This is a genomic window from Streptomyces sp. DH10, from assembly GCF_029813805.1.
Classification (GTDB): Bacteria; Actinomycetota; Actinomycetes; order Streptomycetales; family Streptomycetaceae; genus Streptomyces; species Streptomyces coeruleofuscus.
On sequence record NZ_JARVKU010000006.1, the window covers coordinates 1 to 20,132 of the forward strand.

Here is a 20,132-nt window from a genome sequence, read left to right on the forward strand (position 1 = left end):
GGGTACCACATCGCTGCGCGATGTGCAAGCGAACCACCGTGCTGCGCACGGTGGTTGCGCTCACGCTCCGCGTGAGCGCTGGCGGGAGCTGCGCTCCCGCTCAATCTCGGTGCTGCGCACCGAGATTGACAGTCCGTTCGCTGCGCTCCCCGGACTGGCGGGACTGCGTCCCGCTACCAGGCTTCCGCTTCGCTCCAGCCTGGCCGGCGGGTCCGCTGCGCTCCCCCGCCTGACGGTCCCTCCGGCTGCGCCTCCAGGACCTTTTCGGCCCGCTGACGCGGGCCAGCTGACTGCAGGCGAGGGGGGTCTTGCCTGGTGTTCTGCGCATCTGGTGACGGACTGTCACCAGATGCGCAGAACACGGGTCACCGTCTGCGGGCCCAACCGGTCCCGACCCCGGCCATATGCAGAGCCAGGCACATCAGTCCCAGCAGCATGACGTTCGTCGAAGAGAACACCTCGTTGGTACTGACGTCCGCCGCGTTGATCAAAAACGCAACGAAGAACAACACCGCCGCGACTATGCCAACCATGAAACGAACTCCTCTCAAGGGGGTGAAACCCGTATGCCCCGGCTTCGCCCCCGCAGACATGAGCGGAGGCGGTCCAGGTCGCGCATCGCGCGGCCCGAGACTGGCAGCAAGAAGGGGAAGGCGGGCACGGTACGCGTACCTCTGGTCCGGTCACCCTTGGTCTCGCGGCCCGGTCCGTCCCTCGAAATCGCGTCGCACTCCCGCACCTTGGTCCTCGACCAGACCTGCCTCGTCCGGGAAGTCCAGAACGGTGCCGCAGTGCTTGCACAGCCTCCCGTCTTCGGCCGGCGTGCCACACGCTTTGCAGAACCGGTTGCCCATCTCGTCCTCAGTCTTCTGTGTCATGGCGCTCCAAGGCAGGGCGGACAATGAGAGAAAGGGAGTACCCATCGGCTCAGTGCTGATTCGCCAGGGCTGATGCTGGTTTCATGAAGAAGCGTGCTTCGTTTTAAGGGTGCGATAGACTCTGGAATCAGGTGGCTCCAGGTCTGTGGGCATCAGGAGGCGCTCCCAGCGTGACCTTCCATTCTGGATCAGGAAGGTGAGCCTGGTTTCTCAACGAAGGGGACGCAGTCCATCTTGCGCTGTCTGGGCGCGCGTTGTCGCTCCTCGCCATGTGCAGCCCTTCGTTCAGCTTGCAGGAGAAGGCAGACTGAATGGCGATGAAAAACCTCCGTCCCCACCAGCGGGAAGCCGTGGACACGGTACTCCGAGCGCTCGAATTGCCTGCAAGATCTACTGTGCCGGAGCGGGGGCTGCGGACTCAGGTGATCATGGCGACCGGGACTGGCAAGACCCTCGTGGCCGCCCGGAGCGCCGAGGAGCTCCGAGCGGGCCGAGTGCTGGTGCTCGTGCCCTCCCTCGACCTGCTTGCCCAGACCGAAGCCGCGTGGCGCGAGACAGGCCGCACCGGGCCGATGATCGGGGTGTCGTCCCTGCGAGGTGAGGAGGTGTCCTTCCCCAACACCACGGACGTGGACGAGCTGGTCGACTGGGTACGGCCGTTCGACCGCGTCACCGTGTTCGCCACGTACGCCTCCCTCGGACTGGGCACCCTGGAACGGGCCCACGCCGCCGGCCTTCCCGGCTGGGACCTCATCGTGATCGACGAGGCGCACCGGACCTCCGGGCGGATCGGGAAGCCGTGGGCAGTCGTCCACGACAACACCCGCATCCCTTCCTTGCGCCGCCTCTACATGACCGCCACGCCCCGGCTGTGGCAGCTCGACGAAGACCAGGAGCAGCAGGGCGCGCCGGGCGAACTGGTCGCAAGCATGGAAGACGACCCCGACTCCCCCTTCGGCAGCCGCTGCTACACGCTGACGCTGTCCGAGGCGATCGATCGGGGCATCTGTGCCCCCTACCAGGTGGTCTGCGTGGACATCACCGACACCCACCTCCAGGCCGCCCAACTCCTGGGCGAGGACGCGCGCTCCGAGCAGGTCCGCGGGGCCCGGCTCGCCGCCCTGCAGACCGCCCTGGTAAAGGCATCGGCCGAGGAAGGCTTCCGCAGGACGCTGGTCTTCCACCACATGGTGAAGGAGGCTGAGGCGTTCGCGGCCGGCCTTCCCGACATCGCCGCGCAGCTGCGGGCCGCCGACCCCGAGCTGTACCCCAAGACGATCTGGACGGACTGGCTGTGCGGGGACCACAAGCCGGGCCACCGGCGGCGCGTTCTCGGCGAGTTCGCCGACCGGATCGCCACGGACGGCACGGTCGTCGAGAAAAGTTTCCTGAGCTCGGTGAAGGTGCTCGGGGAAGGGGTCGACACCCGAGAATGTGACTCCGTGTACTTCGCGGACGTACGCGGCTCCATGCCCGACCTCGTCCAGGCCGTCGGCCGGGCGCTACGGATGCAGCCCGGCGAGGGGAAGGTCGCCTCCCTCGTCGTGCCGGTCCTGCTCGGGCCGGGCGAGACGACGGACAACATGCTCACCAGCCGGGCGTACGGCGGCCTCGCGAAGCTGCTTGAAGCGCTCAGAGCGCACGACACCCGGGTCGTGGAACAGCTCGCCGAGCAACAGGCACAAAGCCGTGTCCGAGGCGTTCAAAGCCGCAGCGGAGAGGAAGGCGAGGGGGCCGGGAGCGACCGAAGCGACTGGCTGTCGGTGCCAGCCCGGCAGTTGCTGAAGTTCAGCACACCGCGCGACCCCGCGCAGCTGGCAGCGTTCATCAGCCTGCGCGTCCTCAACCCCGAACACCAACACTGGCGACGCGGCATCGAAGCCGCCACCCTGTACCACCGGATCCACGGCAACCTGAAGGTGCCATTCACGTACCGCGTGCCCGAGAGCGGCGACCAGGAGGCGGAATCCGAGGGGTGGCCGGCCTCGCTCGCCGGGTTCCCACTTGGGCAGTGGATCGCCGACGCTCGGAGGTTCTACGCCCGGGGTGACATGGACGAGGACCGCATCGCGCAGCTGGAGCGGCTCGGCATGGTGTGGTCGCACTACGACGTCGCCTGGGAAGAAGGCCTCGCCGCGGCGCGCGGATGGGCAGCCGAAGCAGGCCACCTCCTGGCCCCACTGGACGCCACCTACCAGGGGTACCGGGTAGGGATCTTTTTGAAGAACGCGCGGGCCGCCGCCCGCCGGGCCGCCGAAAACGAGCAGCGGCGCGCCGAAGGGCTGCCCGTGAAGTCGGCGGCCGGGGCGCTGTCGCAGGAACGACGCGAACAGCTCGAGGAAATCGACCCCTCCTGGTGCCCCACCTGGCCGGTGGAATGGCAGCGCGCCTTCCACCTCACCCGACAGCACCTGGAACACGGCGGCGAGCTGCCCACCGAGCCCGGTGCCGTCGTGCACCAGGGCGAAGACCTCGGACGGTGGGTGCGCTCGGTCCGGCTCGGCTGGGACAAGCTGACGACCGTCCAGCAGTGGATGCTGGAGCACATCCTCGGCATCCAACCCGCCATCGAGAGCGAAAAACCCAGACCGCGGACCAGCCAAGCCGACAAATGGGCCCTCAACTACACCGCCGCCCGCCAGTTCTACGAGCGTGAGGGGCACCTTCGGGTGCCGAGGAAGCACATCGAACGGATCGTCATCGGCGGTGCCGGAGACGGTGACAGCGGCGAGGACCAGGAGCAGCGAGAGCTCAAGCTGGGGGCATGGATCGGCAACCAGCGCTCGCGGGCCGCGACACTGTCACCGGAACGCGTGGAGCAGCTCTCCCACATCGGCATGCGCTGGACATAACCCGTTCTGTCATCGGCGCTCTCCTGAGGCTCTCGTAGCCGACGCCAGTTGGTGCTGTCACGGGAATGCCGGAAGCGGCGGTGAGGGGGCAGACAGCGTGGGAGGACTGAAGTGCGGGCTGGGATGCCGGCCTGTGACGAGTTCGGGCCGCTCAACCTGATGCTCCCGGCCCGCCCTCGTCGGTGTAAGTGCTGAGCCTCAGCCGCGCGTCGGTCGCTGCTTTTCGCAGATCATGACGGTCCCCGCCAGGCAGGGCTGGCGCGTCTCCCGGATGGCTTCGCCGTCAAGCTCGGGCCGTCCTCACCGAAGGACACCTGCCGGATCAGCCATCTCTCTGTCTGCCCGGGACGCGGCGCTTGAGCCGGGCCCGAACCCCCTGACGATCAGCCACCCGGCCAGCCCCAGTTCCCACGCGAGCACCGGGAGCGCGGCGGCCGCCCCTGCCACGGAGAGCTGCGCGTAGGCCCCGAACATCACGGCGACGGCCGAGGCGCAGATCAGTGGCCCGCCGACCAGCCCGAGCACGGCGATGAAGCGCGGCACGAGCCGAGCGCGGTACGCCAGGTGGGCAAGCAGGACGGTGTTCAGGCCGAGGGCGATGTTGGGCCCGAGCAGGAACGTCCAGTCGTGCACGACCACCAGCGCGACGTCGGCGCCTGCCGCCGCCCCTGCGTCCCGCCGTAGGGTGACGAGCGCCAGGACGGCGACGATCCCGAGGGCGATGACGGCCGCTTCCAGCAGTCGCCCGAAGGCGTACCCGAAGGCGAGCCCCTCGCCGTGGCGCCGCAGGACGGGGAACAGCGCCGCCCCGGTACCGGCCACCGCCACCACCAGCACCACCTCGCAGAGCACCCCGAGCAGCGCCCGCGTGTCGGCGCCCTGCGTGAGCCGACCGTCCGCCGCCGCCAGCAGGGGGCGGTACAGAACGGCCCCGGCTATCGCGGCGGCCTCGGTCAGCAGGAATAGCGACCCGGCGGCCACCGCGGTTCTCCGGTCCGGACTCATCTTCTCGGTACCCCTCACTCGGCGGCGGTGTACGCCGTACACCTCGCGGCGAGCATAGGTGTACGGCGTACACTCGTCAAGGAGAGGGCGCTGTCGAGGACGGAAAGGGCCGAACCGGAATGACCCGGCAGGAAGCCACACACACGCATCGGATCCACCTGAACAGGGACCGCGTCCTGCGCGCCGCCGTCGCGCTCGCCGACGCCACCGGCATCGACGCGCTCAGCATGCGCAGGCTCGCGCAGGAGCTGGACGTCGTACCGATGGCCCTCTACAAGCACGTGGCCAACAAGGAGGAGCTGCTCGACGGCATGATCGACACCGTGGTCGGCGAGATCGACCCGCCGGCTGCGGGCACCGACTGGCAGAGCGTGGTCCGCGGGCGGATCCTCTCGGCCCGGCGGGTCCTGCTGCGCCACCCCTGGGCGGCCCGGGTCATCGAGTCGCGGACCGGCCCCACCCCGGCCGTGCTGTCGTACCTGGACTCGATGGCCGGGAGCTTCCGGGACGGCGGCCTCTCCGCCGACCTTACGCACCACGTCATGCACGCGATGGGCAGCCGCCTGCTCGGCTTCAGCCAGGAACTGTTCGACACCTCAAGCCCCTCCGGCCCGCCGGACCCCGGGCTGGCGGCGCGCTACCCGCACATCGCGGAACTGGCCGCGACGGCCGCACACGACGGGGGTTCCACGGTCGGTGGCGGCTGCGACGACCAGTTCGAGTTCGAATTCGCCCTGGACCTCCTCCTGGATGGCTTCGAAAGCCTCCGCCGCCAAGGCTGGACGTCCGCGCGGAAGGCGTAGCGGGTGCGGGGGGGGGCTGATCCAGCGTCGAGGGGGAGGGAAGCCCAGCCGAGCCTAAAACTCGGCTGCGATCCCTCGGATGAGCGGAACAGGCCCACGCTGACAGCCGCGCAACGAGCTGCAGCAGACTGCGCGCCCGCCGGCAACGCCGCACCCGCCACCGCACCGCTCTGCCCCACCGGCACGCCGCCGGTCACCTCTGGTACGAGACGCGGGCGCGCGGACGTCTTCACCGCGCCGCCCTCACACGGCCCAGCCAGGCATGGACGTCGGCCGGTGGCTCCAGAGACAGCGACAGCACACCATCTGGCACGGGCTGAAGGACGGGCAGCGCCTGCTCCTGGAACAGCTCGGTGTCACGCCGCTGCCGCCCGAGATGGAGCACCGGTGCACGACGATCGGCGTGCTGGTCACGCCTCCCAGCCTGCCCCGGGGCCGGTTCGGTGGGCGAGTCGGCCCGGGGCGCGGTCAGGGAGTGTCTGTACTGGCCGGTGGCACGATCGGGCTGCGGACCGACTGCCGCATGGCGAAGCGTGGCAGTGGCGTCAGAAACGGTCAATGGCTGAGCACAGCTAATCTTCATGCTGATCAGATGAAGGCCTGAAAGGGGAAAGAGTCGACCCAATCCGTGGGTCGACTCTTTCGTGTGCCTGCTCGCGCGCCAACGCGGCGGGCTCGTATTCCCTGTTCAATCGCGGTTGGAGCAAAGGAAGCAGGGCACCGTCGCGCTGGGCGGCGGTGGTACGGAAAGTATGGGAACCGAATGGCCGCGATTCCTTCAGCCGTGAGACGAACCGGATCAAGCGACCAAGAGGCGCCTTCGAACGGAATCGATCTAGAGGTAAAACACCTGATCAGAGGTTGATCAAGGATGTCTCAACCAGAATGCCGAGGTTTCTTGAGATGGGACGGTACTGATTTATCTGTCGTCCCTCAGCGCAATGGGGCATCCAGGTGGCAGGATGCTGCACGGCTTCCCCGGTAGCGCCAACTGCCGTGAAGCGTCGTCTGGTTGGAGCAAAGAGTACGCGGCCCGCTGATGCGAGCCGCATGTGATGTAAGCAGGGCCCGTATGCAGTGGCCCTTCATGGGTAAATGGAGACGAGGCAGTGGGGCGACCAGAAAAGCCGATTCCGGATCCGGTCAGTCCGCTTGGCAGACTCGCTGTTGCCTTGCGCAACGGACGGCGGGGAGCGGGCCTTTCCTACGCGGAGCTGTCGGAGCGGACGCGGTCCATCAGCCCGGGGACGTTGCAGCGGGCAGCCTCGGGTGCTTTCTTGCCCAAGCGGGACGTGGCACAGGCCTTTGCCCGTGCGTGCGGCATGGATGTCGATGAGATCACCCGGCTGTGGCACGCAGCGCATCGCGGGAGCCTCGGCGGACGGAGTACGAGCAGGAGCAGGGAGCCGGAGCCGCGTCCTGACCTTGTCAAGGACCTGCTTGGCCTGTGCACCGCGTTGGAGGATTTGCGGCAGGCCAACGGGGCGCCGTCGTTTCGGATGATGGAGCGCAGGGCGCGGGCCACTGGCAAAGAGCTGTCGCGTAGTACCGCCTTCCGGATCTCGTCCGGTAAGCAGGCGCCCGCTTCCACGGATTGTCTGGAAGCTTTCCTCGTCGCCTGCCAGGTGCCGCCGCGGGACCGCACGGTGTGGTTCGATGCCTGGCTCCGTGCACAGCGGCACGCCGTCGGTGCCCGCCAGGACGCTGACGGGCGAGAGGAGCTGAAGCAGATCGAGTCGGTGGTCGCCGACAACAACCGCGGCCAGGTGTCGCAGGAGGCCGCCGTCCGGATGCTGCGGAAGGCCGGCTTCGACGCGCTGGAACGCTATCGCCGTTTCGACGCGCCGTGGACGGTGGAGTGCCTGCAGTGTGGCGCCACGTTGCGCATCCGCCTGTCCGATGTCGTTCTGACACGGGCTACGTGTCCGGACTGCCCCAAGCTCAACGAACACGTGCGAGAAGCCTGGGCAGAACTCCTGATGAACCCGTCCGGGCTGCTCAGCCGTCAGCTCATGCGCGCGCTGCGCGCCGCGACGGTGCTGCCGGCCCGCCTGCAGCGCGACCATCTGGACCTGCCTGTGTTCGTGGCCGACCGCACCACCCTTCGCACCCTGCAGTCCGGTGCATGGCACCCCGCACTGGAAGCTGTCCTGCGGCGACACGTCCGGCGGCCGTTCTATCTGGAAGTCCTGCTCGTCCACGACTACGACACCATGCCCACCCACCGGAATGGGCACCGGCACCTCCGACTCGCCAAAGCCGCCGGCCTGGTGGACAGTCCCCTGGAAATCAGTCCTCCTGTGCAGAAGGTGGACCGCGTCACCAGCACCGCGAGGCGCGAAGCAGCCCCCCGGCGAGATACCACATCCGCGGATACCGTCCTCACTGCCACGGGTAAGCCGTGGAAGCCGACCAGCAACAGCGGCGCCTGAGGCGGCTCGGGTCCACCACCGCCTCAACGGCACACCCCCTGCGCCGTCGCTGAACAGTCCCCAGAGGCGAGAACCGCAGAAACAGAGCGGCAAAGCCAGTCAGGCAAGAAGCACTCAGGCACCCCGCTGCCGAGATCACCGGTGCCCTGTCCAGGTATCAGGCACGATCACGCAGGACGCCGCCGCACACCACTCGACACAGCCTCCTCAGAGCCCTCCAGCACAAGGACATGCCCGATGATGCACTGCTCAGCATCACAGCTGCCGAACGCGTCCCACCCCTGCGTTCGCCTGATACTGGGAAGCGACACCTCCCAGAACACATTCACCAGCTCCTGGACATGGACAGCCGTCATCGGCCTCGCCGCCTTCATCGCCAGTACCTACTTCTCCATCGACAAGGTCCGCAAGAGCCGCCGCGCCAAGCAAGCAAAGCGCTACCAGGCCGACTACGACCTGCTCGACGAAACCGTCGTCGTGCTCGACAAACTGGCGGGCATCGCTGTGCAAAAGGCGGACATGGTCAAGCTCAGCGAACTCCTCAGCCGCATCAAGCAGGCCGAACGCCGCTTTCCTAACCTTCCGTTCGGGCGGGTAGTCGCCGACATCGACGCCTACAAAAAGACCCCACTGCCAGACGACTTCCACCGAAAACTCGGCAGTAGAAGGGTCGCTCTGGACGATCTGCTCGATCTTTCACGTCTGCAAGGCGCCGCGATCGCAAGTGCCCTCGCAGCCATCCAAGCTGTGCAGAGCGAGATTGACCGCCGTACCGACTGATCAGCAGCAGGACGGCCAGGGCCTCGGGCGACAGGCGCGCGGGCCAGGGCGCGTCGCTTACGGGCGCTCTCCGAGGACGTCGGCCAAGTCAACGCCGTCGGAGTCGTCGCAGCCGCCGGCGACGAACGCCTCCACGGCCGGCGCACCACCGCGCGGTCCGGCAGGACCTGCCAGCCTCCAAGTCCCGGCGCACCAACGACGCCAGGGAGGGGTCCATACGGCCCTCCGTCCGCGCCGCCTCCAGCCAGCGCCACACCGTGCGCACATTCACCCCGCCGACCTGGGCGCCCGCACGCACATGCGCCGTCGTCAACGCCCCGGCCGCCTCGAGCTCCAGCAACCGCGCCACCAGCACCGGCCTGGACACCCTCAACCCCGCCGTGACCTCACCCCACGCGCCCGGCTCCCCCACCCCACACCCTTCCGCCCGCGCAAAACCGACACCGACCACCGTGCCGCCGCGCAACCCTAGGAAGGATCAGAAGTGCCGTTCTCAAGACAGTGGAGCGGAGCGGGGTGTACCGCCCCATGACAGCCGTGGCCGTCGCATGCACCGCCCCACGACAGTGACCACACCCTTCCTCAACACCCGACCAGCGAAAACACCCAGTCCTGACCTGCCGTCACTGACACCCACCCACTGACACCAACCCGGCACATCGCACTCGGACTCAACTGGGCGACGGTATAGGTCGGCTTACAGGCCATCTCAACTGGTGAGTGTGCGGGATTACATCAGGGCGCAAGATCGTACAAGACTGGCGTGCCCGGTCTGCGCCAGTCTCCAGGAGACATCGCCCGAGGCGACCCTCAGCGACTCCCCTCGAGATCTTGAAAGAGGCACCCATGACCGTCCCCACTGCGAGTCCCGCCTGTGTCGACGCGACTGAGGTCGACAGCCGCTATAAGTTCGTCGTCGCCCTCAAGGCGAAGCTTCCGCCTCAAGGCGAAGCTTCCGCCCGGGGTGGCGGCGAACGCGGCGTCGCACCTGTGCCTGGGGCTGGCCGCCAAGGCAGCCACCGAGCAGCCGGAGCTGCTGCGCAAGATGTCGTTCGTTGCGTTCTCGGACGCTGATGCCGGCAGCCACGCCCCCATTTCCGGGCTCTCCCTCATCGTCCTCGAAGGGCGCCCGGCCTGGGGCCGGCGGCTGCGCGACCAGGCCGACGCTGCAGGACTGCTGTACACCGACTTCACCGCAGAGATGACTGGGGACACCTAGGCAGAGCAGCTCGACCGGATGAAGAGCACGCCGGAGCAGGCGCTCGACTACTACGGAGTCGCCGTCTTCGGGCAGCGCGATGTGCTGGATCCGCTGACCAAGAAGCGCCCGGGTCGATCGCTACGAGCCAGACCGCTATCAGGTGACCGACGAAGGTCTGGCCCAGGACGCCCTGGAGAAGTGCCGCAAGGAGGCCATCCTGCGGCAGAGGGAACTGGAACGGCGACAGGAGCAGAGCGCCGCGTCGCGGGCTCCCGGCGTCACAACCTGACCGCCAACCGCAACGGCTGCAGCGAGGGGACCTTCCGTCATCGGATCGCCGAGGGGCGATGGGGCGCGGGGTCAGGCCGCGATGTCCACGTCACCCTCCGCCTCGGGAGCGGGTCGGCAAGTGCGGCGATGCGGTGCTGCCTGTTGCAGGCCAGCTACTAGGGCGGCGTACCGCCAGGGGGCCTCAGCGATAGGCAACCAGGTGAGCGAACTCTTCAGCCAGCGCAAAGATGGTCATCTGGCCCGGGACTGGCCCCTGACTGGTCCCGGGCGCTGGCGGCCACACCGACCACGGATGATCTGCTGTCAGTACTCGATGTAGATGTTGTCGTACGCTTCATCGAACATGCGGGCTACCACCACAGTGATCCTCCTCAGCCGCTCGGCGAACGCCTCGATGATCTCGTCGGACTCAAGGCCGAGCCCGAACATGAAGGGAAGTTCGCTCTGCAGATCCGCCAGGCGGCGCGCCACCTCGGTGAGAAGGTCAACGGCCTCGCCGCGTGCCATGAACCGTTGTTCCAGGCCATCCGCCAGCTTCGTCAGAAGGCTGACACAGTCCATGCAGACCTCCCTGCCTGTCGGGGGCATGTCTGGTGAGCGCCGCAGTACCGTCAGGGCTTTGAGGAAGTCCTGGATCAACTCGATCGCCGGGTGAGGGTCCCCCTTGACGGACCCCTCGCTGGACAGCGGCAGCGGTGCGGATTCGCGGATCGGTTGGCTGATGATCGGGTGATGTGGGGGTGGGGCCGTCGCTTCGCTGGCGCGGTTCTCGATCTTTGCCGTTGGACCGGTGCGCAGGATTCGCAGTGCCCGGAGGCCGGCGTCGGTGTCGAGGGCCCGGGTCATGGTGTTCAGCAGTTCGACGCGGTTGCCGGCCAACAGGGCGTCGAGCAGGTCCTCGGGAGTGTGGCGTCCGCCCTCGTGGGGCGTGCGGTCAGTCATGTGCAACCCCCTTGTCGAGGTCGAGGATTTCGATCAGGTCTTTGCGGGCCCGGCAGATGTTCTGCCGCACGGCTGCAGGCGTCAGGTCGAGCATCTGAGCAATCTCGGCGTAGTCGAAGCCATCGAGTAACCAGGCCATGACGGTGCGCCTGCCGGGGGACAGCTGCTGCAGCGCGTCCACGACCCGCTGCTGGGTTTCGGTGAGCACTACTTCGGCGACCGGGCAGGTTCCACCGGGGCGGTCAGGCACCGGGTCCGTCGGAGACGTACGGCAGTCGTCCTGACGCCAGTAGCAGCGCTGGGCGGTGACGCGCAGCCAGGCCCTGGGGTGCTCCAGGGTGCGCCATTGGTCGGGCAGGAGTTTGGCGATGGCTTCGTGGGCGGCGTCGGCGGCTTCGTAGGGCGTGGCGCCCTGGTGCATCAAGAACACCGACACGGCACGCATCTCGCGCGTGTAGAACGCCTCGAAGTCGTCGCGCTGGACGGCCGGTCGGCTCAGCACCGCTGGACGGTGCTCAGCCTCAGTCCCGGCCGTCACCGGGGGCTCGGCCACGGGCTCACCTCTCCTGGTTCCCGGCGGCCAGATGGTTGCCGCCGACCGTGATGTCGACCTCGCGGTCGGCGCTCTTCTCCGTCAGCCGGCTGCCGGGCGGCAGGGAGCGGATGCGCTCCGACAGGCCCTGCTGTTCCAGTTCCGCACGGCGTACCTCACCGCGGGCCTTGATCCACCGGTAGCCGAGGCGCAGCAGGTACCCCCCGGCTGCTGCTCCCGCTGTGACCGCGAACGTCACCGGATCCATGCGTGCTCCACCGTCCCGACGGCGCCCGCCGCGCCGTGTCTGCTCCCTTAAGCAGGAAGCCCGCCAATGTGTGACAGGTCAATACGCTGCCACGGCCAGAGCGGCCCCGGAGCCCGGATCAAGCGGACCCGCAAGCGGCCACGGCCACAGGCCGATTCCCACGAGCGGGGGGTTCTTTTTCAGGGTCCGTGCCGGACACGCAGCCGGCACGGACCCTTTGCTTGTGCTCCGCGTCGGCGGGCAGGTGTCGCGAAGGCGATCCGGCGTGGTGCGTGGTGTCTGGAACACCCCCGCGTCGGCGGGGAGGACGACTCCGCAGCAAAGGCCGACTACCTCACCGTCGGAACACCCGCGTCAGCGGCAGCAGACGCCGGAACCATCACGACGGGTCGGTCAAACCCTTGGCCCGTACCCCGGGCGCTTGACAGAATTTGGCGGGTGGCGGCAGCTCAAATATCCCGGCAGCACCTCGTCTCCCAGGTCCTCCTCAGGCAGTTCACGATGCTGGATCCGAAAGGCCGCGGCTGGCAGCTACAGCCCTTCGACGTGTGCAACCCGGAACGCCGGAACAAGCTGAAGAGCCCACGGCGTTGCGGCTGGGTCGAGGACTTCGTGGCGTTCGACTCCGCATCGGCCGAGGATCTGTGGGGATCGGTGGAGACGCGCGCCCCTGCCGCGCTCGCGGCCGTGCAAGCCGGCACTCCATTCGCGGATCCCATGCATATCGAGGCGCTGCGCGACCTGGTCGTGCTCCACTTTGTGCGTTCGCACCGCTATCGCGGCGTGTACACCAGCGCGTTCGGGACTGTGCGCGTGAATGTCCGCAGCAAACTCATCAGGCAGTATCCGGAGCAGCTCCGCCGTGAGGCGCTGCGCCAGACCGGGCTCCATCTGGACGGTTCCGGCTCCCTCGGCACCTTCGCTGAGCGTCTCGTCGAGCAGTCCGAGGTCACCCAGGACTTCGGGAGCGGCAAGCTGTTTCGCACAAGCATCGAGAACATGTTCAACAAAGTGCGTGCGATGGCGTCGAAATGGCATCTGGAGGTGCTGACTGCCGAGAGTGGGCAGTTCCTGATCGGCGACAATCCAGCGGTGACCGTGCGCACGGACGCAACGCCCTTCTCGTACAACATGGCTTTCGGGGACGCGCACTCCATCGTCCTGCCCATCGGTCCCAGGCACCTGCTGGCCTTGGGACCGAAGAACACTCTGGGCAGCATCCCCAGGGCCGTCGTCGACGAGATCAACACCGTGCAGATCCTCGCTTCCGACCGCTACGTCTACATGCACCCTCGAAGCGAACTGGAGACGTTCGCCAGGGCAAAAGCGAGACAGCGGCAAGCAGACCGCGTGAACCGCTGAGCGTCGGCTGACCACCCCCTGCGGACCAGATTGGTATCGCGCCGGCGTGAAGCCTTGCGTCTGATCACCGCCACTTGGGTGGAAGGGTCAGCGTGATCTCGCCAGCTGTGGTCTTAAGGGTGAGCGTGCTTTCACCGCGGCCGATCGCGCGGTCGATCCTCTTGATCTCTGTCCAGGTGAAGCCGAGACGGCGGTACTTGTTCCGCTGCTTCGGCCGCATGTGCTTGATGTCTTCCTTCGAGGCTGGTCATCCCCGGATACCATGACCGGGCCGACCCGCTAGTCATCTTCGGCATAGGAGCCACCCCTCACCCATACCGGTGGCGCGTTTTCCGCGTACTGCTCCCGGTCCCGCGGTTGAAGCGGGGTGTTCCTCGGGGGACGGAGCGCTCTGGCGTGCCGCTCGATCGGGGCCTGGACCACCTTGTGTCGGGGCGGCTGCGGCCGCCGGACAGCCGGTGCCAGCTGTTGCAAATAGTCGGGGGTTTTCACCGGCCAGGACACGGGCGGCACGAGCCCTCGCGGCTGCTTTGGCCGCCGCCTTCCGTGCCCGCTTGGCCTCGCGAGATTCCTTCGGCATGGAAGCAGCGTAGGCCCGGCTTGGCGGCCTGCGGAACCTGGTGGGCTCCGCCGGGCTCATCGATTTCGGCAGCGGCGGCCGCCTCCCGAAGCGCCGTACATCTATCTAGGGGGGGGTCGTGAGGAGAACCAGCGTGCCCGGCCGCTGTAGCCCTCCCCCAGACCAGCACCGCAGGCTGAGCTGCGGAACAGCAGCTCGCTGAGCATCTGCTGCTGGAGGTGGGATGACGCCGCGTCACGTGGGATGTTCAATGAGGTGCATGACAGGGTGGAGGAGAGCAGCGCTAGTCGGCGCGGCAGTCTTGTGCGCTTTGGCAGCTGTCGGACTAACCATCGTCGCGGTGGTGGTTGATCTGAGCACTGCTGACCAGCTTGCGAGTGTCGTGGGCGCGATCGTCGGCTTGACGGGTCTAGCCCTCTCGATAGTGGCGCTATGGCGTCCAGGCTCTGCCCACACCGTGGAAGCCGGCCCAGGAGCGGTAGCTGCCGGGGGGAACATCGGTCGCGCGATTTCCGGCAGCAACAACCGCGTAACTGCGCCCCGCGCTCGTTCTGTCGTCCCGCCCAGCGAGCCGCTCAACCGGAGCGTCAAAGCGACCGGGGCAGGCGGTGTTGCAGCAGGCGAGAGCATCGGTGAGGTCATCACCGGGGACGGGAACGAGACGTGAGTCCGCCTCCCGCCTGGGGACGCCGTCAGGACAGCGATGGCAGCCGGGACGGATCGGGTACGCGGGTCAGCGTCACCAAGGGTGGGCTGGGGGCTGGCCGTGACATCGGCATAGGGATCGTTGGCGACAACAACACCATTCATCTGTCGCCCGATGCCGCGTCGGTCTCCGACGTCGCTGATTTCTCGGGACGTCTCATCAGCGAGTGCGATCCGTTGGACCTAGAGGTCCACCACGCGATCAAGGGCCGTCACCGGCGCCCTGAAGCTGAGCCAGGTGAGCAGCAAGAAGCACGAGTGTCCGTCTCGGCTGCGCTACCGATGTACGTTCCTCGCCGGCACGATGCGCAGTTGCTGAAGATCGTCGAGGCTTGCGCCAGCGGGCAGAGCAAGATGGCGGTCTTGGTGGGAGGGTCGTCGACTGGGAAGACACGGGCTTGTTGGGAAGCTGTTCAGTCGCTGGCTCCGCGCGGGTGGCGCTTGTGGCATCCATTCGATCCCACGCGAGCTGACGCGGCATTGGAAGGTCTCTCCCGCGTCGGGCCCCGCACTGTGGTCTGGTTGAACGAGGCGCAGCACTATCTGGCTGCTCCGCAGATCGGCGAGCGCATCGCTGCCGGTCTGCGGACCCTGCTCGCTGATGCGGACCGTGGTCCCGTGCTGGTTCTGGGTACTTTGTGGCCGGAGTACTGGGATGAGCTCACCGCCCGCCTGAGCGGCAAGGAAGGCGCGGCTCATCGTCAAGTCAGAGAGTTGTTGGCTGGCCGGGAGATACGTGTGCCGGACTCGTTCGACAGCGACGATTTGATGCTGCTGCGGGCGAGCGCACGTTGGGATGAGCGTCTGGCAGTGGCGCACGCACAGGCCTCAGGCGGGCGTATCGCGCAGTTTCTGGCAGGTGCACCGGAACTGCTACGCCGCTACCAGCACGCCCCGGTGGTTCCCAAGGCAGTACTTTCCGCTGCCATGGACGCCCGGCGACTGGGGTGTGGCGTCTATCTTCCTCGCAACTTTCTTGAGCACGCCGCTGCCGGCTACCTGAACGACGAGGAGTTCGACGCTGCGGGAGACGACTGGCTTGAGAAGGCCCTCGCCTATTCGGCGCGGCCTGTCCACGGAAACATCACCCCTCTGCGAAGAGTACGGACACGGCCGGGCCACAAGGCTCCCGACGACGGCCCCGTCTACCGGCTCGCCGACTATCTAGAGCAGCACGGTCAGCACGAGCGCCGTGAGATCTGTCCTCCAGAGTCCTTCTGGCTCGCCGTGCATGACCACATCACCGCAGAGTCCGACATCCGGGCAGCAGCACAGGCGGCGAAAGGCCGCTGGCGGCTGCGGCACAGCAGGTTGCTTGCCTCGAAAATCTCCACCTCTGAAGCCGCCCCCACGCGTTCTTCCCTGAATCCGCTGGACTGGCTCGCGGCGAGGGTCGCCGAGACCGAGGCTCGGTTGGTCCGGGAAGGCGGCCAGGCAGCACGCCCTTCAGTCGCCCCGGCCTCCCCTCCAAATCCGACCCCCCTTCCTCTGGCGCCGACGCAGATCCAGAAGGTCCGGGACCGCGCCCAAGAAGCCATACGCAACAAGCGCTTCGCCGAGGCTGAATCGATCATCTCGAAGATTGGGCCGGAAGCGTTCATGTTCTTCACCCTGCTGAGAGAACTCGTCCAGGCCATGCTCGCGGAAGAGCTCGTCGAGGACACACTGCGCGTCGTTAGGAGCCAATGCATCCGGGAAGGCAGCGTTGAGGATCCCTTCCTGCTCGTATCAGCTCTCTATCACGCCAGCCAGATCAGGCCCCGTGACGGCGACGGCCTCCTGGACGAGGCGGAAAGGTACGCGCTGAAAGCTGCAGAGAACGGGCGGGACGTCCCCTTGGTGTTTCTCGTCGAAGAGCTCGATGCAGCCGGGCGAACCGCAGACGCTGAACGCCTCGCCCGTAGCTGCCCGACTGCATCACCTCTCCGACGCCTAGCCGAGCTCCACATACAGCGCCAGCAGTACACCGAAGCCGAGGTCTACGCTGAACTCGCAGTGAACCGGGGAAGCCCCATAACACTTTCCCATCTCTCCCGCTCCGCGGCGTCGCGAGGCGATCTGACAGAGGCAGTCCGCCTCGCAGTCCTAGCCAGTGACCACGGTGATGCAGAGGCCCTGAGCAAACTGTCCCAGTTTCTCGAACAAATCGGGCTCCCCCGCGACGCCGAGCGCGTTGCCGTCGAAGCCACGCACCGGGGTGACGTAGACGCCCTGGCTCGGCTTGGTTACATCAGGGAGCGGGGTGGCCTTCATGACGAAGCCGAACGGCTGGTGCGGCTTGCCGCTACCGCTGGTAGTCGCCACGCCCTCAACGTGCTGGCCCAGATGCGCCTCGACTCGGGGCTTCGTGCTGACGCCGAACGTCTCGCCCTTCAGGCAGCCAATCGAGGAGTCAATGCGGGCCAACAGGCACCAGCGATCTGGCAAGCGCTCTGGCCGTCTGGTCTGGAACCGGACGGAACTCCGACCACTCCCCTATGACCCGAACCAGGGTGGAGTCATCGTTGTGCTCAGGCTATATCCACGGCCAGCGCCCGGGATGCCACCCAGGCCGCTCGTTTCTCCCTCGCAGTTGCGTCCGTAGGCGGCCCGCCGCGATCCCGTCCGCCACGATGCAACGCCTCCTGGGCGGCCGCGTCGGCCGCGCGGCTGTCGACCGTGCCCGCGGCATCGATCCCCGCCCGGTCGTCCCCCGCACGCTGTCCGCCTCCGTGCGATGTGCCCTCGACCTGACAGTGAGTCATCCGTGCACACTTCATGGCAGTCGTCAGTCCACGAAATGCCACCCCGTGTCAGCGACGAGCCCGACCCACATGGCCGCCACCAGCAAAGACATCGCCCCTCTGACCAACCGCCACTGACACGCTCCTGCTGACGCAAAGCCGCCACATCGCAACCGGCCGGTGGGGCAATGGCTTTCTGCGGCGGCCGCATGCCCTCGACGGACACGCTTGCACATCACGCGTGCGTGACAGCCACGACGGAAAGCTCCGCCAAAGATTCACGGGCCATCCACGCTTGTGAGCCCCAGGCAGGGCACGTACGGCGAGCGAACACGCGCCGGGTGATCTGTACAACCCGACGTCAGAGCCGGGGGTCTGATTTCTTGAAGGTCGGCGTGAGGCGCGCGGGGTCTCTTTCGAAGGTGGGACGTATGGGCAAGGTCGTCTATCTGGATCAGAATCATTGGGTCACGATGGCTCGTGCGCGAATCGTGCCTGAGAAGATCCAGGTCGCCGAGGAGCGCCAAGCCGCTGACATGTTGTGGAAGATGGTTGATGCGGGCCAAGTACGGTTGCCGCTGTCCAGCGCTCACTTGGTGGAGACGGCTCACGCCGGCACCAAGGATCGCCGCCGCCAACTCGCCCAGACCATGCTCGACGCTTACGGCGGATGGCACATGCTCAATCCGCTGGTCGTACGTCGCTACGAATTCATCGGCGCCTTCGGCGGGGCAGCGCTGACTGCGAGCGATGTCTTCACCACCGCAGCAGAGTCGCCGTTCTTCGACTATGCACCCACTATCGGAACTTCCGCATCCGTTGAAACATCACTGCGGATGTCCGACATCGTCTGGCGGGCAGCCTGGGCAAGCACCCTCCTGGAAGAGACTCTGCCACAGGAGGAGCAAGACGCCACGAACGCTGTTATCGAGCGGTGGGCTGCTGTCCCGACCACCCTCGCCGAGTCCCTCCGAAGCCACCCAGCGGACCGAGACATGCGCATGGTGGCTGCGATGTACATGCTCGATGACCTGAAGGTGGAGATAGCTCAGGCGTGTGTACTCGCGGGCATCAGCGCTGTGGATCTGTCGACCCATCTGGCCCCTGAGAAGGCGGTCGGCTTCTTCTCCCGCCTGCCCTTCAACGGCCGGGTGCTCGAGGTCACCCAAGCACGCCTGCGGAATGCCTCGGACAAGTGGGTCAGGAACGACCTGAACGACTTGCTTTTCCTCGCCTGTGCTGCGGGATATGCCGACCACGTCGTCGCGGAGAAGAAGACCGGCCGCTTCCTCCAAGGCTCCGAAAAGGCAGTTACTGGTCCCGGAGCATCGGTACACCTCAACCTGCGCTCGCTCATCCGCGACCTGCAACGAGCTTGATCCGGCCCGTTCAAGCGAATCAGCACCCTTTGTTGGCACAGCGCTGCCGATGTTCTGCGGTTACTCAGCGGAGTGATCAGTTGTGGTCAATGACTGCGGGGCCGTCGTCCGGGTCCGCAGCGTACGGCGTCGGTGGCTGTCCACGGTGCAATGAGCGCGGCGGCCACGGAGACGGCGGCCAGGAGGAAGAACAGCGATCGGTAGCCGCCGAGGGGCACGGCCAGGGCGGCGCCAGCGAACGGCGCGAGCGCTGCCGCTGTGTGGGCGGGTGCGGCGAGCAGTCCGGAGAGGCGGCCGTAGTGGGCCGTGCCCCCGGAGTGTTCGCCGCCGGCGACGTCGTCGACCACACCTACCGCCAGGCCATCACCGCCGCCGGCACCGGAGCGGCCGCAGCCCTGGACGCCGAGCGCTACCTCGCATCGCGCAATACCGCCCAGGCCGAACAGGAGCCGGCCGCGGTCCCGGCCTGACCGAACCGCGCTGCGGGCCCGCCGGGGAAACGTCCCGGCGGGCCCGCGCCGTGGTGGGCAACGGCCCTGGGCGAGCTCCGCCAGACCTGCATCGACGTCCTGTGCGCCTACCTCCGTCTGCCCTACACCGCCGAAGCCGACCTCCCGGCAGACGACGCGGGAGCCCGGCACACCTACCTGGCCCTGCGAGAAGTGCGGCACACCGTCATCCGGCTCATCCGCGACCACCTCCGCCTGTCGCACCCACACCCGCACTCCTGGCAGGGGCACGACTCAGGAGTAATAGTCAAGACCTGTGGATAAGGATTTTGGCCCACTGGCAGCGGACGCCGCTGCATATGATCAGCTCGTGAACTCCGCCGCCACGCTGCATGCGGGCCCGACACCGTCCGCTCCCGCTCTCGTTCTTCGACCCTGGTGTGCGGAGGACGTTGATGCACTGGTCGAGGCGTTCCAGGACTCCGCTTTGCGTCACTGGACGAGCACGCCTCTGGAGAACAAGGCTGATGGGGCACGGTGGGTGCGGGCCCAGCAGCGTGGTTGGGCAGCAGGGGACCGGTTCTGCTTTGCCGTCCTTGAGGGACAACCCGATGTGGCTCACGGACAGTTGGTGGGCAACGTAGTCCTCAAGGAAGTCGCCTCCGGCAAACCCTCTGCTGAGGTGGGATATTGGACAGCAGCCCATGCGCGGGGGCGGAGTGTGGCCCCGCGCGCTCTTGAGGTTCTCACCGGCTGGGCCTTCGACGCCTTCGGCGCGGACGGGCTGGAACGTCTCGAACTCCTTCACCAGGAAGACAATCTGGCATCGTGCCGCGTTGCACAGAAGAGCGGTTACGGATTCGACAGAGTCCTGCCCGCAGCGCCACCCGCCTTCCTTCTCGATGGCCATCTGCATATACGGCGCACGGATTCCTGAGACCCACTCGCCT

The 20,132-nt window shown here is 67.1% G+C and carries 17 protein-coding genes and 1 pseudogene; 12 read left to right on the top strand and 6 right to left on the bottom strand.

Annotation, left to right across the window (positions count from 1 at the left end; genetic code table 11):
* Positions 1 to 365: 365 nt before the first annotated feature.
* A complete protein-coding gene (locus tag QC385_RS14075; protein ID WP_279541659.1) occupies positions 366 to 533 on the bottom strand; it encodes a hypothetical protein in 168 nt (55 codons plus the stop codon).
* Positions 534 to 1,189: 656 nt separating this feature from the next.
* On the opposite strand from QC385_RS14075, the gene QC385_RS14080 reads away from it, so the two are divergent.
* A complete protein-coding gene (locus tag QC385_RS14080; protein WP_279541660.1) occupies positions 1,190 to 3,730 on the top strand; it encodes a DEAD/DEAH box helicase in 2,541 nt (846 codons plus the stop codon).
* Between the two features lie 300 nt (positions 3,731 to 4,030).
* On the opposite strand, the gene QC385_RS14085 is transcribed toward QC385_RS14080, so the two are convergent.
* Positions 4,031 to 4,735: a DUF4386 domain-containing protein gene (locus QC385_RS14085; RefSeq protein WP_279541661.1), complete on the bottom strand. Its 705-nt coding sequence runs from the start codon at positions 4,733 to 4,735 to the stop codon at positions 4,031 to 4,033.
* 119 nt (positions 4,736 to 4,854) lie between these two features.
* Here QC385_RS14085 and QC385_RS14090 point away from each other — a divergent pair, with 119 nt between their 5' ends.
* The 6 genes from QC385_RS14090 to QC385_RS14115 all read left to right on the top strand — a co-directional run bounded on the left by QC385_RS14090 (position 4,855) and on the right by QC385_RS14115 (position 10,240).
* A complete protein-coding gene (locus tag QC385_RS14090; protein WP_279541662.1) occupies positions 4,855 to 5,538 on the top strand; it encodes a TetR/AcrR family transcriptional regulator C-terminal domain-containing protein in 684 nt (227 codons plus the stop codon).
* A 262-nt stretch (positions 5,539 to 5,800) separates the two neighbouring features.
* The gene (locus QC385_RS14095; protein ID WP_279541663.1) at positions 5,801 to 6,142 is read left to right on the top strand and encodes a helicase associated domain-containing protein; all 342 of its coding nucleotides are present in this window, start codon (positions 5,801 to 5,803) and stop codon (positions 6,140 to 6,142) included.
* A gap of 505 nt (positions 6,143 to 6,647) precedes the next feature.
* A complete protein-coding gene (locus QC385_RS14100; RefSeq protein WP_279541664.1) occupies positions 6,648 to 7,970 on the top strand; it encodes a helix-turn-helix domain-containing protein in 1,323 nt (440 codons plus the stop codon).
* Between the two features lie 237 nt (positions 7,971 to 8,207).
* A complete protein-coding gene (locus QC385_RS14105) occupies positions 8,208 to 8,750 on the top strand; it encodes a hypothetical protein (RefSeq protein ID WP_279541665.1) in 543 nt (180 codons plus the stop codon).
* Between the two features lie 964 nt (positions 8,751 to 9,714).
* Positions 9,715 to 9,969, top strand: a complete 255-nt coding sequence (locus QC385_RS14110; protein ID WP_279541666.1) for a DUF2000 family protein — start codon at positions 9,715 to 9,717, stop codon at positions 9,967 to 9,969.
* A 142-nt stretch (positions 9,970 to 10,111) separates the two neighbouring features.
* Complete coding sequence (locus tag QC385_RS14115) at positions 10,112 to 10,240, top strand: hypothetical protein (protein WP_279541667.1); 129 nt, start codon at positions 10,112 to 10,114, stop codon at positions 10,238 to 10,240.
* A gap of 305 nt (positions 10,241 to 10,545) precedes the next feature.
* Here QC385_RS14115 and QC385_RS14120 read toward each other — a convergent pair whose 3' ends face one another.
* Genes QC385_RS14120 through QC385_RS14130 form a run of 3 tightly spaced genes read right to left on the bottom strand, consistent with a single transcriptional unit; the run spans position 10,546 to position 11,984 of the window.
* Entirely contained in the window at positions 10,546 to 11,184 is a 639-nt protein-coding gene (locus QC385_RS14120; protein ID WP_279541668.1) for a hypothetical protein, read from the bottom strand.
* Positions 11,177 to 11,737 (bottom strand): RNA polymerase sigma factor, encoded by a 561-nt coding sequence (locus QC385_RS14125; RefSeq protein WP_279541669.1) that lies wholly within the window; start codon positions 11,735 to 11,737, stop codon positions 11,177 to 11,179. The genes QC385_RS14120 and QC385_RS14125 overlap by 8 nt, the downstream gene beginning before the upstream one ends.
* 4 nt (positions 11,738 to 11,741) lie before the next feature.
* Positions 11,742 to 11,984: a hypothetical protein gene (locus QC385_RS14130; RefSeq protein ID WP_279541670.1), complete on the bottom strand. Its 243-nt coding sequence runs from the start codon at positions 11,982 to 11,984 to the stop codon at positions 11,742 to 11,744.
* Between the two features lie 438 nt (positions 11,985 to 12,422).
* On the opposite strand from QC385_RS14130, the gene QC385_RS14135 reads away from it, so the two are divergent.
* A complete protein-coding gene (locus tag QC385_RS14135) occupies positions 12,423 to 13,346 on the top strand; it encodes a DUF4238 domain-containing protein (RefSeq protein WP_279541671.1) in 924 nt (307 codons plus the stop codon).
* Between the two features lie 64 nt (positions 13,347 to 13,410).
* Here QC385_RS14135 and QC385_RS14140 read toward each other — a convergent pair whose 3' ends face one another.
* Positions 13,411 to 13,566 (bottom strand): hypothetical protein, encoded by a 156-nt coding sequence (locus QC385_RS14140; RefSeq protein WP_279541672.1) that lies wholly within the window; start codon positions 13,564 to 13,566, stop codon positions 13,411 to 13,413.
* Positions 13,567 to 14,589: 1,023 nt separating this feature from the next.
* Between QC385_RS14140 and QC385_RS14145 the strand changes: the two genes are divergently transcribed.
* From QC385_RS14145 to QC385_RS14160, 4 genes and pseudogenes are all read left to right on the top strand, one after another.
* Complete coding sequence (locus QC385_RS14145; RefSeq protein ID WP_279541673.1) at positions 14,590 to 17,112, top strand: tetratricopeptide repeat protein; 2,523 nt, start codon at positions 14,590 to 14,592, stop codon at positions 17,110 to 17,112.
* Positions 17,113 to 17,785: 673 nt separating this feature from the next.
* Positions 17,786 to 18,733, top strand: a complete 948-nt coding sequence (locus tag QC385_RS14150) for a hypothetical protein (RefSeq protein ID WP_279541674.1) — start codon at positions 17,786 to 17,788, stop codon at positions 18,731 to 18,733.
* Between the two features lie 311 nt (positions 18,734 to 19,044).
* A pseudogene (locus QC385_RS14155) lies at positions 19,045 to 19,203 on the top strand (thioredoxin-disulfide reductase); the annotation flags it as partial.
* Between the two features lie 349 nt (positions 19,204 to 19,552).
* Positions 19,553 to 20,119, top strand: coding sequence for a GNAT family N-acetyltransferase (locus QC385_RS14160; RefSeq protein ID WP_279541675.1), 567 nt, complete (start codon positions 19,553 to 19,555; stop codon positions 20,117 to 20,119).
* Positions 20,120 to 20,132 lie beyond the last annotated feature (13 nt).